General features: G+C 58.2%; 16 protein-coding genes and 1 pseudogene. 7 read left to right on the top strand and 10 right to left on the bottom strand.

Annotated features, from left to right (window positions below; genetic code table 11):
- Positions 1-51: 51 nt before the first annotated feature.
- Complete coding sequence (locus O2597_RS09125) at positions 52-195, top strand: hypothetical protein (protein ID WP_269524164.1); 144 nt, start codon at positions 52-54, stop codon at positions 193-195.
- An 18-nt stretch (positions 196-213) separates the two neighbouring features.
- On the opposite strand, the gene O2597_RS09130 is transcribed toward O2597_RS09125, so the two are convergent.
- From O2597_RS09130 to O2597_RS09160, 7 genes are all read right to left on the bottom strand, one after another.
- Positions 214-762 carry a hypothetical protein gene (locus O2597_RS09130; protein WP_269524166.1) on the bottom strand — a complete coding sequence of 183 codons (549 nt, stop codon included), beginning with the start codon at positions 760-762 and terminating at the stop codon, positions 214-216.
- A gap of 99 nt (positions 763-861) precedes the next feature.
- Complete coding sequence (locus O2597_RS09135; protein WP_269524168.1) at positions 862-1,737, bottom strand: histone deacetylase family protein; 876 nt, start codon at positions 1,735-1,737, stop codon at positions 862-864.
- An 81-nt stretch (positions 1,738-1,818) separates the two neighbouring features.
- Complete coding sequence (locus tag O2597_RS09140) at positions 1,819-2,367, bottom strand: isochorismatase family protein (RefSeq protein ID WP_269524170.1); 549 nt, start codon at positions 2,365-2,367, stop codon at positions 1,819-1,821.
- Positions 2,364-3,782, bottom strand: coding sequence for a nicotinate phosphoribosyltransferase (locus tag O2597_RS09145; RefSeq protein WP_269524172.1), 1,419 nt, complete (start codon positions 3,780-3,782; stop codon positions 2,364-2,366). Before O2597_RS09145 ends, O2597_RS09140 begins: the two co-directional genes overlap by 4 nt.
- A gap of 58 nt (positions 3,783-3,840) precedes the next feature.
- Positions 3,841-4,890, bottom strand: coding sequence for a Holliday junction branch migration DNA helicase RuvB (gene ruvB / locus O2597_RS09150; protein ID WP_269524174.1), 1,050 nt, complete (start codon positions 4,888-4,890; stop codon positions 3,841-3,843).
- Between the two features lie 44 nt (positions 4,891-4,934).
- Positions 4,935-6,230 carry a UDP-N-acetylglucosamine 1-carboxyvinyltransferase gene (gene murA / locus O2597_RS09155; protein WP_269524176.1) on the bottom strand — a complete coding sequence of 432 codons (1,296 nt, stop codon included), beginning with the start codon at positions 6,228-6,230 and terminating at the stop codon, positions 4,935-4,937.
- A gap of 17 nt (positions 6,231-6,247) precedes the next feature.
- Positions 6,248-6,994: a hypothetical protein gene (locus O2597_RS09160; protein WP_269524178.1), complete on the bottom strand. Its 747-nt coding sequence runs from the start codon at positions 6,992-6,994 to the stop codon at positions 6,248-6,250.
- A gap of 266 nt (positions 6,995-7,260) precedes the next feature.
- Between O2597_RS09160 and O2597_RS09165 the strand changes: the two genes are divergently transcribed.
- The 3 genes from O2597_RS09165 (at position 7,261) to O2597_RS09175 (ending at position 9,098) form a co-directional block, all read left to right on the top strand.
- Positions 7,261-7,632, top strand: a complete 372-nt coding sequence (locus O2597_RS09165; RefSeq protein WP_269524180.1) for a dUTPase — start codon at positions 7,261-7,263, stop codon at positions 7,630-7,632.
- A 39-nt stretch (positions 7,633-7,671) separates the two neighbouring features.
- Positions 7,672-8,283, top strand: a complete 612-nt coding sequence (locus O2597_RS09170; protein ID WP_269524182.1) for a CPBP family intramembrane glutamic endopeptidase — start codon at positions 7,672-7,674, stop codon at positions 8,281-8,283.
- 161 nt (positions 8,284-8,444) lie between these two features.
- Positions 8,445-9,098 carry a YajG family lipoprotein gene (locus O2597_RS09175; protein WP_269524184.1) on the top strand — a complete coding sequence of 218 codons (654 nt, stop codon included), beginning with the start codon at positions 8,445-8,447 and terminating at the stop codon, positions 9,096-9,098.
- Between the two features lie 103 nt (positions 9,099-9,201).
- On the opposite strand, the gene O2597_RS09180 is transcribed toward O2597_RS09175, so the two are convergent.
- Positions 9,202-10,635, bottom strand: a complete 1,434-nt coding sequence (locus tag O2597_RS09180) for an adenosine deaminase family protein (RefSeq protein WP_269524186.1) — start codon at positions 10,633-10,635, stop codon at positions 9,202-9,204.
- A gap of 110 nt (positions 10,636-10,745) precedes the next feature.
- Here O2597_RS09180 and O2597_RS09185 point away from each other — a divergent pair, with 110 nt between their 5' ends.
- The gene (locus tag O2597_RS09185; RefSeq protein WP_269524188.1) at positions 10,746-11,003 is read left to right on the top strand and encodes a type II toxin-antitoxin system Phd/YefM family antitoxin; all 258 of its coding nucleotides are present in this window, start codon (positions 10,746-10,748) and stop codon (positions 11,001-11,003) included.
- Complete coding sequence (locus tag O2597_RS09190) at positions 11,000-11,404, top strand: type II toxin-antitoxin system VapC family toxin (RefSeq protein WP_269524190.1); 405 nt, start codon at positions 11,000-11,002, stop codon at positions 11,402-11,404. Before O2597_RS09185 ends, O2597_RS09190 begins: the two co-directional genes overlap by 4 nt.
- 169 nt (positions 11,405-11,573) lie before the next feature.
- On the opposite strand, the gene O2597_RS09195 is transcribed toward O2597_RS09190, so the two are convergent.
- Both O2597_RS09195 and O2597_RS09200 read right to left on the bottom strand, forming a co-directional pair.
- On the bottom strand, positions 11,574-12,011 hold the full coding sequence (locus O2597_RS09195; protein ID WP_269524192.1) for a type II toxin-antitoxin system VapC family toxin: 438 nt from the start codon (positions 12,009-12,011) through the stop codon (positions 11,574-11,576).
- Positions 12,008-12,253, bottom strand: a complete 246-nt coding sequence (locus O2597_RS09200) for a type II toxin-antitoxin system Phd/YefM family antitoxin (RefSeq protein WP_269524194.1) — start codon at positions 12,251-12,253, stop codon at positions 12,008-12,010. The genes O2597_RS09195 and O2597_RS09200 overlap by 4 nt, the downstream gene beginning before the upstream one ends.
- A 159-nt stretch (positions 12,254-12,412) precedes the next feature.
- Here O2597_RS09200 and O2597_RS09205 point away from each other — a divergent pair.
- Positions 12,413-12,682 (top strand): annotated as a pseudogene (locus O2597_RS09205) (DNA damage-inducible protein D); the annotation flags it as partial.
- Positions 12,683-12,872: the final 190 nt, after the last annotated feature.

The raw sequence follows: 12,872 nt of genomic DNA on the forward strand, positions 1-12,872 counted from the left end.
TTCCATGGCCTGTATCTGTGCGGGCTGAGCCTATTTCGTTAGTCTATTGGCATGAAAACGATCCAAGCATTTTTTCAAGGCCTGCTCTCCGGAGGCAGCCGGTTAGTCATCGACCCACATCAATTGCAGCAAACAAAACGGCGCCGGCTGGTGATCGGCGGCCACCGTTTTTATGAATTGACGCGGGGAAAGTGAAGCGCGGTTTGGGCAGTACTAGCTGCGCGGACGATTTGGTAATTCCGGAGGGCCGATTGTTTTTTCAGCTTCAATACTCTGTTTCTCCAAGAGAGTACGGGCACCCAGTTCCATCCGCACCATTTCATCCAGCGCTTTGGAAACTTTCTTGGAACTGGGCGCTTGAAAGAGGGCGACGAGATTGCGGATGACTTGGATCGGGGTTATAACGATTCCAAATGGGATGCCCCACCATCCGAGAAATCCGGAGAAAAACAGGCCGCCGATTTTCTTCTGGATGCCACAGCGCTTGCAGCAGATTTCGGGTACGTCTTTATAGGATGTGAGGATGATTGCGGACCACACCGTGTAGTGGGTTTGCATGTCGACCGGACCATGGCCTCCACATTTGGGGCAGGGCCCTTGGTGTATGCTCTCGATGCGCTCAAAGATGAGTTCCTCGCCGAGAAATTCGCGGGAAGCTTGGAGGAGCCCCTGCTTCAGGCAGCGGTCGCTGCAGTAATGCTCGCTCCCCAGCGCTTTGCCGCCGACGGCGATACGCTTATTGCACTTAGTACATCGTTGCATCAAAGCCTTAGGATGTCTGTTCCTGAAACGGTTAGCAAGCCGTCAGGCGCCCGGCCGTGAGATATTAGTATGCTGCGGCGCTCCTATCACTTGGCCGCGTTATGCCGGTCCCGTTTCATGTGTACGGGCTGTGCGCAGGACGGTCTGGGCATGGATCCAGCCGGTCATTCCGGGCTTGGGTTGGTAACCGCCTCCGTAGACCAGGACGGTTCCGGCTCCGGGGGTGGTGCAGCCGTATTCCCGGCAGAGTTCCAGGACGCAATGGTCGCGTTCGGCTATGGCTTCATGGGAGAGGCGCATTTGGCCGAAGCGGTCGTCGCTGTGGCAGTCGGCACCGCTGATCCAGAACACGAGGTCCGGTTCGGTTGCTGCGAAGACCGGAGGCAGGCTGGCTTGCAAGGCTTCTAGGTAATCGAGGCTTTCGACATAGCGGGGAAGCGGTACGTCGCAGTCGCCGGGTTCCTTGACCGCCGGGTAGTTTTTTCCGACATGAATGGAGTAGGTGAAGACTCCGGGATCGTTACGGAAGTAGGCATGGTTCGCATTGCCCTGATGTGCGTCGGTATCAACGATCAGGATTTGTCCGGGTGCTTGGCCGCTTGCACGCAGGTATTCAATGGCGACGGCGATGTCATTGAGCACGCAAAACCCCAGGCCGCGATCCGGGAAGGCATGGTGGGTGCCGCCGGCCAAGTTGGCGGCAAGCCCGTCCTCCCGGGCTGCCAGGGTGGCGGATACCGTACCCGCGGTTTCCAGCATCGAGCGTTCGAGTAGGCGTGGTCCGGGTGGAAGCCCGAGCCGGTTCCGGTCGTAAGTCGTCAGTCCGTGGGGCTGGCCGCGTGGGTCGTCCCGGTTGACCGCATTCAGATAGTTTGGCAGGTGAGCACGCTCCAGATCGGATCGTTGGAGCGTGCGGGGCGGATACACCTCGACCTTGTGTTTGACCAAGCCATAGGCATCCGGAAATTTCTCCATCGGGAACGGGTGCCCGGGCGGGAGCGGGAGGAAATAATCCGGGTGGTAGAAACAACGCACGTCGTGCTGGGCCGAATGTCGTTACAGCTTGATCTCGCCCGACCGGATCCGTTGGGCCCCGGCGGCTTCCATGCTTTCGTAAGCCCGCGCGATGTCGCCGTCCTTGAGCTCGATCCCCTTGACCGCATCTTCCACGACGTAGCTCTCGTAGCCTGCTTTGCAGGCGTCGAGTACGGTGTTCATGACGCAATAGTCGGTGGCGATTCCGCAAATGTAGAGCTTGGTGATTCCGAGGGTTTTCAGGTAGGCGTCGAGGTCGATATTGGTGGCCTCAAAGGCGGAATAGCCGTCGTCTTGCGTGCCGGTTCCCTTGTGCAGGAGGTGGGTGATCTGCGCGCTGTCCAGGGCGGGGGACAGTGCTGCGCCGGGTGTGTCGCGGACACAGTGGACGGGCCATTTGTCAAAGTGGGCGGTCTGTTCCGGATGCCAGTCCTGGGAGGCCAGCACGATATCGAAGCGTTGCACCAGCGAATTGATCGCAGGGAGGATGCTGTCGCCTTCCGGTGCGGCGAGCGCGCCGCCGGGAAGAAAGTCATTTTGGACGTCCACGATGAGGAGTGCGGCTTTCATAGGCGGGATCGGATTTCGTTTTGCAGGTGCAGTCGATGTTCCAGCAGCTCATGGCTTGCGGCGACCGGATAAGCGGCGGGATTGTTGAGTGCTTTGTATCCCTGGGGAAGCCGGCTGAGATTGTTTTGCACGCACTCGCGTATCTGCTTCGCTTGCCTCGGCGGTGCGGTGCGATGTCCTCCGGTCATGACCGGCTGCTGTAGCACTTCGTAGCGGAGTCCCTTGAGTGGCAGGCTTTCCCCGGGCTTTGGCAACAGGCGTGCGTCGATACTCTTCCCGTCCGTATTGCGGCAGACCACGTCGGCGGCCATCCCGCCCTCGGCGTCGAAGTAGCGGCGGACTTCCTTGCTTCCGGGGAGGATCGCCTTGGCCGGGCTTTCGGAGAGCTTGAGCCGGTCTTTGCCTCCGGACATGGCCAGTTTGTAGATCCCGTCGAGGTTTGCGTCGTCCTTCCCGGTTGCGAGGTCGGTGCCGACTCCGAAGCTGTCGATCGGGGCGCCGGCATCGAGCAGTGCGGCGATTTTGAATTCGTCGAGCTGGTTGGATGCGACGATGTGCACATCCTTCAGGCCTGCGGCGTCAAGCTGGGCGCGTGCCGCCTGGCTTAATGCCAACAGGTCGCCGCTGTCCAGACGGATGCCTGCAAGTGCGTGTCCTTCCTTCGCCAGTTCCCGGGCCACGATAATGGCATTCGGCACGCCGGAGCGGATGGTGTCGTAGGTATCCACAAGCAGGATACAATTGTCCGGGTAGTGGCGGGCAAATTCGCGAAAGGCGGTCAGTTCGTCATCAAAGCTCTGGATCCACGCATGGGCCTGGGTTCCGACCGAGGGGACCCCGAATGCACGGGCCGCATACACGTTGGAGGTGCTTTCTGCGCCGCCGACCAGGGCGGCCCGGGTGGCGTGGATGCCGCCGAGGCCCTGGGCGCGTCGCAGCCCGAATTCCATCAGTGTGCGGTCCGGCCCGATGACCTGACGGATCCGGGCGGCTTTGGTGGCGATGAGCGATTGGAAGTTGAGGACGTTGAGGACGAGGGTCTCGATCAGCTGGCATTCGATCAGATTGCCCTCGACCCTGAGGACCGGTGCATGCGGGAAGACCAGTTCCCCTTCGGGCGGGCTGAAAATATCACCTCTGAATCGGAAATCCCGAAGGTAGTCGGTAAAGGCTTCGCCGAAGCCCTGTTCGCGGAGGAAATCGCAGTCTTCGGCGCTGAAATGGAAACCCTCCAGTGCGTCGAGCAAGGTCTCCAGTCCAGCATAGACGACGTAAGCGCCGCCGAAGGGGCAGCGGCGGAAGAAGTAGTCGAAGACTGCGGAGGTTTCCTGGCGCCCTTGCAGGAAATAACCCTGCGCCATGGTCAATTGGTAATGATCCGTGAAGAGGCCGGATTGATAAGGATGGCGGTCCATGTCAGTCAGCGTAGTGCAGGGGGCTTACGGATGCCAAGGGCCGGGCTCGCATTTCTTTCTAGAGCAGGTTTGGCTGGGCGCTCTGCCCGCCGGGTTCGAGGCCGATGATATGCCAGCCTTTTTCAGTTAGAACGCGCCCCTGTGCGGTGCGTTGGATGTAGCCTTCCTGGATCAGGAAGGGTTCGTGGACTTCCTCGAGCGTGTGGGCCTCCTCGCCGACGGCAACCGCCACCGTGCCCAGTCCGACCGGGCCGCCACGGTAATTCTCCGCCATCACACGCATCACTTGCTTGTCCATCTCGTCGAGACCGTGCTGGTCGATTTCGAGGAGTTCGAGCGCTGCCGCGGCCATTGTCCGGGTAATGACGCCTTTGCCGCGTTGCTGTGCATAGTCGCGGCAGAAATTGACCAAGTTGTTGGCGATGCGCGGGGTGCCGCGGGCACGGCGCGCGATTTCGGCGGCTCCATCCGTTTCAAATTCGACCTGAAGGAGCCCGCAGGTCCGCTCGACGATGCCCTGTAGCGTCGCGTGGTCGTAGTAACTGAGCCGGCTTTGCAGGGTGAAACGGCTGCGCAAGGGAGCGGTCAGCAGGCCCATGCGGGTCGTGGCACCCAGGAGGGTGAAACGGGGCAAATTGAGCCGGACGCTGCGCGCGTTGGGTCCCTGGTCGATCATGATATCGATGCGGAAGTCCTCCATCGCGGAGTAGAGGTACTCTTCGACGGTCTTGGGGATGCGGTGGATCTCGTCGATGAAGAGAATGTCGCCCTCGTTGAGGTTGGTCAGCAGGCCGGCCAAGTCGGCGGGTTTGTCAATGACCGGCCCCGAGGTGATACTCACCTTTTTACCCATTTCATGACCGAGGATGAGGGAAAGCGTGGTTTTTCCGAGTCCGGGAGGACCGCTCAGCAGGATATGGTTGAGGGCTTCCCTGCGGTCGCGCGCCGCGCCGACCATGACCCGGAGCCGTTCGAGCGTCTTCGGTTGTCCCGCAAAGTCGTCAAAGCTAAACGGGCGCAGGATCGATTCCTGCGGGCTGTCGTGCTCGGCCAGGCTTTGCTCGATAAAATCGGTGCCGGTGGGCGGGTCTTCGGGTGAGAATGGCATTCGCGTTCAGTCTCACGAACCAAGCGGAACTTTCAACCCACAACTCATTCTGCCCATAGCTCTTTCGGCATCTCCTTGTCGCTGAGGCGTTCGATCTTGCCGCCGATGCCGGCGAGCTTGTGCTCGAAGCGCTCGTAGCCGCGGTCGAGGTGATAGATCCGTTGGATCCAGGTCTCGCCCTTGGCGGCCATGCCCGCCAGGATCAGTGCGGCCGAAGCCCGAAGGTCGGAAGCCATGACCGGTGCGCCGGAAAATTTGCAGGGGCCTTTCACGATGGCGCTGGGGCCTTCGATCGCGATATCCGCGCCCATGCGCTGTAGTTCGGGGACGTGCATGAAGCGGTTCGGGTAGATGCGTTCTGTAATGATGGAGATGCCTTCGGTCACCGCCATCAGCGCGCACATTTGGGCCTGAAGGTCGGTGGGAAAGCCCGGATAGGGCAAGGTGATGATATCGACCGGCTTGAGCGAGCCGAGGTAGGGAAGCACGCGGATCTGGTCGTCGCGGACTTCCATAGGCAGGCCGGCTTCCTCCAGCTTGTCGAGGAAGGCGCCGAGCAGGTTGGGGGCAATTCCCTTGACGGTGACATCGCCGCGGGTGATGGCGGCGGCTGCGATAAAGGTGCCGGCTTCGATCCGGTCGGCGATGACGCTGTGGGTGCAGCCGAAGAGCTTGTCAACGCCGGTGATCGTGAGTTCCGGGCTACCGATGCCAGCGATTTTGGCTCCCATTTGGACGAGCAGATTGCAGAGGTCGACTACTTCCGGCTCGCAGGCAGCGCACTCGATGCGGGTGGTGCCGGGAGCGAGGACGGCTGCCATCACGATATTGGCGGTGCCGGTGACGGTGCTGCCGCTGCGTCCTCCGAGGAATACGGGTCCGCCTTCCATTTTGGAGGCGTCGACATTCACATAACCGCGGTCGACACTGACCGAGCAGTTCAATTTCGAAAGGCCTTTTAGATGGAGGTCGATGGGACGAGGCCCGATGACGCAACCGCCGGGGATGGAGACTTCGGCCTTGCGCAGGCGGCCGACGAGTGGCCCGAGCAGGCAGACCGAGGCCCGCATCTTGCGTACCAGCTCGTAGGGCGCGATATGCGTCAATTGTTTGGCGGTGACCTGCCAGGTGCCCGGTTCCGGATTTTCCACAACGGCACCCACGTGGCGCATGATTTCGACCATGAAGCGTATATCGCTGAGGTCGGGCACATTGCGCAAGGTGACGGTTTCCTCGGTCAGGAGGGTGGCGGCGAGCAGGGGAAGGGCAGCGTTTTTGGCCCCGCCGACTTCGATCTCACCGTTCAGAGGGCCGTTGCCGGTAACGCGAAAGACGTCCATGTGGGCTCCGTTAGCGGCTAGGACTGGCGCGAAGCTTGCGGTTGGCGACGACCGCCTCCGCCTCCACGGCGGTTCTGGCCGCCTCTGCGGTTGCCACCCTTACCTCCACGGCGGTTTTGGCCGCCTCTGCGGTTGCCGCCCTTGCCCTGTTGGTTGCCCGGGCGCGGGTTGCCGCCTTGACGGCTACGGTTGCCGGAGGGCTTCGGTGCCGGTTGTTCAGGCGCGGAGCCGAAAAGTTTGCCAAAGAAGCCGCTGATGGCGGCGAGCAGGCCGCCTTGGGGATTGCCGGTCGCCTGTGGTTTGGCGGCTGCCTGCGGTTTGGAAGCCGGGCTCTTGGCCTTCGGGCTGTCGCTCTTCCGGGCATCGCGTTCCTTACGGCGGGCTTCACGTTCCGTCCTGCGGGCTTCAATGCGCTCCTCGACGCGCTTAATTGCGGCGAGCGTGGCTTCGCTGGCTTCGGCTGCCGTGACGGCTTCGCGTTGGACCTTCGGAGCGGGTGCTTCCGCGGCCGGCGCGGGGGCTTCAACCGCTTCCACCTTGGCGGCCACTGGTTTTTCCGGAGCCTCGGTCTTTTGCGGACCGCTCAGCTTTTCTTCCTTGAGCGCGTCACGCGGATCGACTTCGCCGATATTGGCCTTGGGGGCACTGTCGTGGTTGTTTTTGAAGCCTCCGCTGCGGCGGCGGGTACGGGGCTTGGCATCTGTGCTGGGTGTGTAGCTGTGGCTCGGGTTGCTTTGCGGTTGGTTTTCTTCGAATTCTGGCATCGTTCGTATTGTGTATGTTATGTTTTTGTGGGCGCCTCTGCGGACTGGCGCGGGCGGGGGGCTCCTGTGGGCGGCCGCATTGGCGCGACTGGGTCTGCGCGGCGGCGGGTCTGACATCATCCACTCTGAGGTAGCTCGGGGAGTGCCCCTTGAGGGAAAGGGCTAGCGGAGTAAATTTTTTGCGGCAAGTGTTAAGTTCCCCCGCTGCGGGCTTTTCTGCGGATTCGGCTTGCTTGGAGCACCCCGCGCTTCTAACCAAGTTCGGCATGGATAAGCTCGATGAAATCTTCGATCTGCAGGATGCCCTCAATAAGCGCATCGGCGTGAACACCGATAATATGAGCGAGGAGGAGAAAGCCCAGTGGGTCCTCAACTATACCCGCGCCATGCAACAGGAAATTGCCGAACTGATCGACTCGGTGCCCTGGAAGTGGTGGGCCAAGTACCAGGAGTTTGACGAACAGAACGCCAAGGTCGAGGTGGTCGACCTCTTTCACTTCCTCATCTCTATCGCTCAGGTGCTGGGAATGACCGCGGAAGACGTCTATGCGGCCTATACCAAGAAAAACAAGGTGAACCACAACCGCCAGGACAGCGGCTACGTGAAGAAGGACGAGGACGACTCCCGTCACATCTAGGCGAAATCCCGCCCAGGCAACCCTGATCACCCCGCACCGATGCAGGCACTCAATGAGAACCCGCTGATGATCCTGCTCTATGTCGGGATCGCCGCCTATGTGCTCTTCATGTACTGGGGCGACAGCAAAGCCGCCCGTATGGGCCAAGCCAGTCCCAAGGCCATGCCCGGAGCCCAGCCTTTGGATTGGAATGTGTCACTGATTGGTGTCATCGGGGCGTGGATCATTCTGGCCAACGAGACGGCGGGTGAGCTGGTGTTCGGGGTCAGCCAGGAGCAGAGCGATATGATCTGGTATTACGTCTTCGCCACGCTGGCTGCGGGTGTGGTTGAGGAAGTGATTTTCCGGGGCTTCCTGGTGATTGAAAACAAGGGGCGTGCGGCGCTGATTGCCAGTTGTGTGGGCTTCTCCCTGATTTTTGCCCTGATTCACGGCCATTTCTGGGACACGGAGGAAGGGTTCCAGTGGACCTTCACGGTGAAGGCCTGGTTTACCACCGGGATCCTCTTTATCAATTCCCTCTGGTTCTACGCCCTCCGTTTTGGTCCCTGGAACAAGAACCGTTCGATTTTCCCCAGCATGATCGCGCATGCGGCCAGCAATTTCGGTGTCTTTGCGGTCAAGCTCTGGCAGGGGCATGTGATCTTTTAAAGTCGCCTCTGATGGGGGTTCGGTTCGCGTCTAATTTCCGCTTCCGGCGACTTTTGACTTTTCGCTTTGACTGAATGAGGCAATGAGTAACGAGGTTTTGGTTTGGGGTGTTTGCCATGCGCATACATATTTCCACAAGTTATTTTAGGAAAAACTGGATTATGAAAAATTGGATACTGCGCGTAACGATTAGTTTAACCGTTTTATTTTGGTTGTCTGGTTGTGTTTTAGGGCGTCGGACAGTCGACTTAAATGTCCCGCAACAAGGCGCTTATGCTGGGGCAACGAAGGGAACTGTCTATGTGGGCGAGGTTAAAGATAACCGGGTCTTCATGAACAATCCGGGGTCGCCTTCGATTCCATCGATCGACGGCGACGTGAATGAGATGTCGGCTGAAGAACGACTCTGCATGATCGGGCGGCAGCGTAATGGTTTCGGTAAGGCGATGGGTGATATTGCCACAGAGAATAACGAAACCGTTCTCGATTTGACCAAGGATCTGCTTGAGGAGGGGTTGAAACGGCGTGGATATGCGATCAGCCAGGACCCCAATTCCAAACTCAGGATTGAAGCCACGATCGACGAATTTTGGGCGTGGTTTACCCCGGGTGCCTTCGCAATTAAATTCGAAGCGCGCGTGAATTGTGATGTGAGCATTGATGGGGCTGCCCAGTCCGAACTCGTTGTCGTGAAAGGATATGGACGCAACCAAGGGCAAGTTGCCAGTGATGCCAATTGGGCTCTTGCTTATGAACGTGCCTTCAATGACTTCTTGGACAATTTTGCGTCAGCTTTGAGCGCAAAGGGTTACTAGATGAATCCATGATGCGTCTCTGGCATTGAGACCAAGTAATTCAAAAAAACCTCCGGACATATTCAGATGCTCCGGAGGTTTTCCTGTTTTAGAAATCAAATCTTTATTCGAAGGTGATGCCCCACTTCTCCTTGGCGTAGCCATAAGTGACTGCGTCGATTGCATCGACTTTGGCGAGGGCGTCTTCGATACTGCCTTTCGAATACTTGGCTTCAAAGGCTTCAATGCGCTCGGCATAGTCTTTGAGGAGCTCTGCTTTCACCTCCTCTTGAATGAAGGAGAACTTGAGTGAGTTTTCCGCCAGTACGGTGAGTTCGGGCCAAGACAGATTGAAGACAGTCATGGCGGTGTAGTATTCGTCCGTCATGTTGCTGTCCCACATGCCGCGGTCGTCGGTGTTGAGGCAGACCGGCACACCGGTGCGCAGCAGCTCGGGGAAGGGGTGCTTCTTGATATCGTCGACATACTCGAGGAGCTGGTTCGAAATCAGGTTGATCTCGATGAGCACGTCCTTGCTCATCCGCATGAGGAGATAGGTTTCCGGGTCTCCCAGGATATTGATGCCGTGGCCGATCCGGCTGGCACCGAGGAGCAGGGTGTCGTGAATGTGCTTGTCCGGACCGTCCATTTCGCCGGCGTGGAAGGACAGTTTCAAGGTCGGGTATTCGGCGCGCAGCTCGCGGAACACTTCAAGGAAGCGGAGCGGATAGCCGTGCCCGTTCTCTTCGATGCCTGCCATGTTCATGCCGACCCAGCGGTCGCGGTGCGCGTCGACGAAGGCGTAGTCGGCACGAGCGCGGTCTTCAGCGTTTGGCGCGAAGCGCAAGATGGTCTTGAGGAAGCGCACCTCCATGCCGGTTTCAACGATGTCCGGTTGGGCGAGACGGTCTTCGACAATCTGCACGCATTCTTCCTCGGTGTAAGGGGTGCCGTCCAGAGCGACGAGCCCGCCGGCACTGTATTGCAATTCCAGATAGCTGAGCCCTTCAGCGGCGAAGGCCTTGATGTTGTCGGCCAGCAGCTCCATTCGCATCGCCGGGCTGGTGTAGAGGTCGCCGAAGCGATGCCACATCGTTCCGAAAAACTCGTCGCGACCCTCGCCAGCCTTGTCCAAGCGGAAGGCGTCTTTCCATTCTTCCTCTTCCTCCGGCGTCATCTGGTCCATGCGGACGTATTCCGCCTTTACTGCCGGCGGGAGCTTTTCGTAGGTGTAGTTTCGAACCACATGCGATTCGGCGCGGGGCGAGATGGCATCGTCCGGGCTGGCGAAGTGCAGGCGGGTCCAGAATATCTCCTCGCCCCGGCGTTCCGGATCCTTGGCAATGGCCAGCATCCAGTCTGGGATATTGGCACCACCGAAGTGGTCGTGGAGGTCGCCGCCCTTCGGCAGGTCGTAGAGCAGCTTGAAACGCTGTTCCTTGCTGGCTGCGTCCCAGATGGATTGGAAGCGCGTGTCGAAGGAGTCCGCCGCATTCAGGGCAGCGCAAACGCCGGCGATGAGGAAGGCCAAGCAGGTGGTGATTTTTTGTGTCTGCATCGTGTCTTGAGCTTATGTGATTTTTGACGGAGGGAGAGCAAAGCTTGGGCCATTCTTTAACAGGGGTTCATCCGAATTGACATAAGTAGCTAGATAGCTAGATTAATAATATGGACTCATACGCACTCTACGATGCCAAAAACCGGCTGTCCGAGCTCTGCAACAAAGTGGTGGAGACGGGGGAGCCTTGCGTGATCAGTCGTCGCGGCAAAGCCATTGTGAAATTGGTTCCGGTGGATGAAGAAGTGACGGGTTCGGTTTGGAATACGGTCGAAGAATCGCAGGCACGCTACGGTCCGTTGGATGCGGATTTCGAATTGCCGACGCGCACTGCGTCGATGAATCCCAGCCCTTTGGATGAGGCATGATCACGCACCTGCTGGACACCTCGGTCTATTCGCAGCGCTTGCGGCGAAAACCGGTCGATGCAGTCGTGCGTCGCTGGTCCGCGCTTGGCGATGGGAAGTTGGCAATTTCGACGATCTGTGAAGCGGAGCTGCTCTTCGGCTTGGAGAAAAAGGCCTCGCCCCGTCTCTGGCAGGAATACGAATCCTACTTGAAGCATAAACTTGTGGTGCTCCCCTTGGACCGCAAAGCGATTGAGTCCTACGCACGGATCAAAGCGTCCCTGCTGCAACAAGGCCTTGTGGTTGGCGAGTTCGACCTCCTGATCGGAGCCACTGCCCTGGCCAACCACCTCGTCCTCGCCACACTCAATCAACGGGACTTCTCGAAAATCGCCGAACTGAAACTGGAAGACTGGTCCTAGTCACCCTTGTTCGGCGCCAGTCAGCGTTAGTCTTCCCCTAAGCTGAGGCCTTTGCGCTTTGCGTAGTCTTCCATCTGGTCCCGGTTGATCGGGAGTATGAACATGTTTGCCAATGCTTTTCTAGACGACGTGCCCTTTTGAACTGTGGCGGAGGTGACTTCGATGTTGGCTACAGTCTGGGCACTTTGAATCCCGCCGCTTTTGCCAATTTGATTTGGCGTGCATCGAAACTGATAAAGCGTTCGCAACCGAGAACGATGGCCATGGCGACGTGTAGAATGTCGAGGCTGCGGGTGCCGAGTTTCTCCGAATGCTGTACGCTGAGCCGCTCGGATTCGATCAAGACATTACTTTGAGAAGGTTCTTCGTTGATGAAGATTCCGTCCCTTAGATCTGCGAGTAGAATGTTGAGCGATTGGTCCCGTTGGGCTGCTGTAATCTCTTTCCTGAAGACCCTGAGGCGGAGTGCATTTCGAAATTCCACCTGATTCAGCCATGAGAACGCGATCGCGTCGGACTGCTTCTCCATGAAGGCAAGGGCTTGTTCCGTATTCGCATCGGGCGCGTAGAGTGAACAGATAAAGCCTGTGTCGGCGTAGTCGCTCATCGGTCTCCGCGTTCTTCTGAAAGCAGTTCGGTGGCTGTTTGAGTCAGGATTTTATCGCCGTAAATGGAGTGAAGCCGTTCTCTGAAGGCAGGCCTTTTTTTCTTTTTAGTATTGGTCTCGATTGGCTTGAGCACGGCGATCGGGCGGTTATAGCGACGAATTTCCACCGATTCTCCGAGGGCAACCCGTTCCATCAATTCGTTGGTATCGTGTTTCAGGCTCCTGATGCTTGCCGATTTCATTGTGATACAAAAATGTGTCACAATGCGGTGGCTTGTCAATAAGCCTTGTCCGGCTTCCTCTAGGCTAGGCCTGTCGAGCGTGTGTCTGAATCTGGTCCGTGGCGATTGACGTAAGTTTATTGGGTTGATCTAAGTGAACAATTGTTTACTCTTTGCTGCATGAAGTTCGAAATTGTCCATAGCCTGACGGAAAACTTCGAGGGCTACGCCCAGCAGACGAATGGAGGTGTCGAATTCTGGCTCGCGCGGGATTTGCAGCATCTCTTGGGCTATTCGGAATGGCGCAATTTTCTTATGGTTGTCAACAAGGCGAAGGCCGCCTGTGAAGTGTCAGGCCACTCGGTCGACAACCATTTTGTTGACGTCAACAAAATGGTTCGGTTGGGGTCAGGCAGTGAGCGTGAAATAGAGGATATCATGCTTATCCGTCCCGAATCGCTTCCGCCGGAGGAGGACGTCAAAAAGGTCGAACGCCGTATAGCCTCTGAAGATAAGAAAAGCCTCGGGAAACCCGAGGCTTTGGAGGGGTGAGACTTTCTTATTGTGCTACTTCCAGAAGAAGTGCCTCCAGAAACGCTTGCGAGTGGGAGGTAGGTGGAAATATAACGCAGAGCTCTTC

This window comes from Coraliomargarita parva (assembly GCF_027257905.1).
GTDB classification, from domain to species: Bacteria; Verrucomicrobiota; Verrucomicrobiia; order Opitutales; family Coraliomargaritaceae; genus Coraliomargarita_A; species Coraliomargarita_A parva.

Bases quoted from the DNA above. Each gene is read 5' to 3' on its own strand.
- O2597_RS09125 (WP_269524164.1), top strand. From the start codon at position 52: ATGAAAACGATCCAAGCATTTTTTCAAGGCCTGCTCTCCGGAGGCAGC.
- O2597_RS09130 (WP_269524166.1), bottom strand. From the start codon at position 762: ATGCAACGATGTACTAAGTGCAATAAGCGTATCGCCGTCGGCGGCAAA.
- O2597_RS09135 (WP_269524168.1), bottom strand. From the start codon at position 1,737: ATGGAGAAATTTCCGGATGCCTATGGCTTGGTCAAACACAAGGTCGAG.
- O2597_RS09140 (WP_269524170.1), bottom strand. From the start codon at position 2,367: ATGAAAGCCGCACTCCTCATCGTGGACGTCCAAAATGACTTTCTTCCC.
- O2597_RS09145 (WP_269524172.1), bottom strand. From the start codon at position 3,782: ATGGACCGCCATCCTTATCAATCCGGCCTCTTCACGGATCATTACCAA.
- ruvB (WP_269524174.1), bottom strand. From the start codon at position 4,890: ATGCCATTCTCACCCGAAGACCCGCCCACCGGCACCGATTTTATCGAG.
- murA (WP_269524176.1), bottom strand. From the start codon at position 6,230: ATGGACGTCTTTCGCGTTACCGGCAACGGCCCTCTGAACGGTGAGATC.
- O2597_RS09160 (WP_269524178.1), bottom strand. From the start codon at position 6,994: ATGCCAGAATTCGAAGAAAACCAACCGCAAAGCAACCCGAGCCACAGC.
- O2597_RS09165 (WP_269524180.1), top strand. From the start codon at position 7,261: ATGGATAAGCTCGATGAAATCTTCGATCTGCAGGATGCCCTCAATAAG.
- O2597_RS09170 (WP_269524182.1), top strand. From the start codon at position 7,672: ATGCAGGCACTCAATGAGAACCCGCTGATGATCCTGCTCTATGTCGGG.
- O2597_RS09175 (WP_269524184.1), top strand. From the start codon at position 8,445: ATGAAAAATTGGATACTGCGCGTAACGATTAGTTTAACCGTTTTATTT.
- O2597_RS09180 (WP_269524186.1), bottom strand. From the start codon at position 10,635: ATGCAGACACAAAAAATCACCACCTGCTTGGCCTTCCTCATCGCCGGC.
- O2597_RS09185 (WP_269524188.1), top strand. From the start codon at position 10,746: ATGGACTCATACGCACTCTACGATGCCAAAAACCGGCTGTCCGAGCTC.
- O2597_RS09190 (WP_269524190.1), top strand. From the start codon at position 11,000: ATGATCACGCACCTGCTGGACACCTCGGTCTATTCGCAGCGCTTGCGG.
- O2597_RS09195 (WP_269524192.1), bottom strand. From the start codon at position 12,011: ATGAGCGACTACGCCGACACAGGCTTTATCTGTTCACTCTACGCGCCC.
- O2597_RS09200 (WP_269524194.1), bottom strand. From the start codon at position 12,253: ATGAAATCGGCAAGCATCAGGAGCCTGAAACACGATACCAACGAATTG.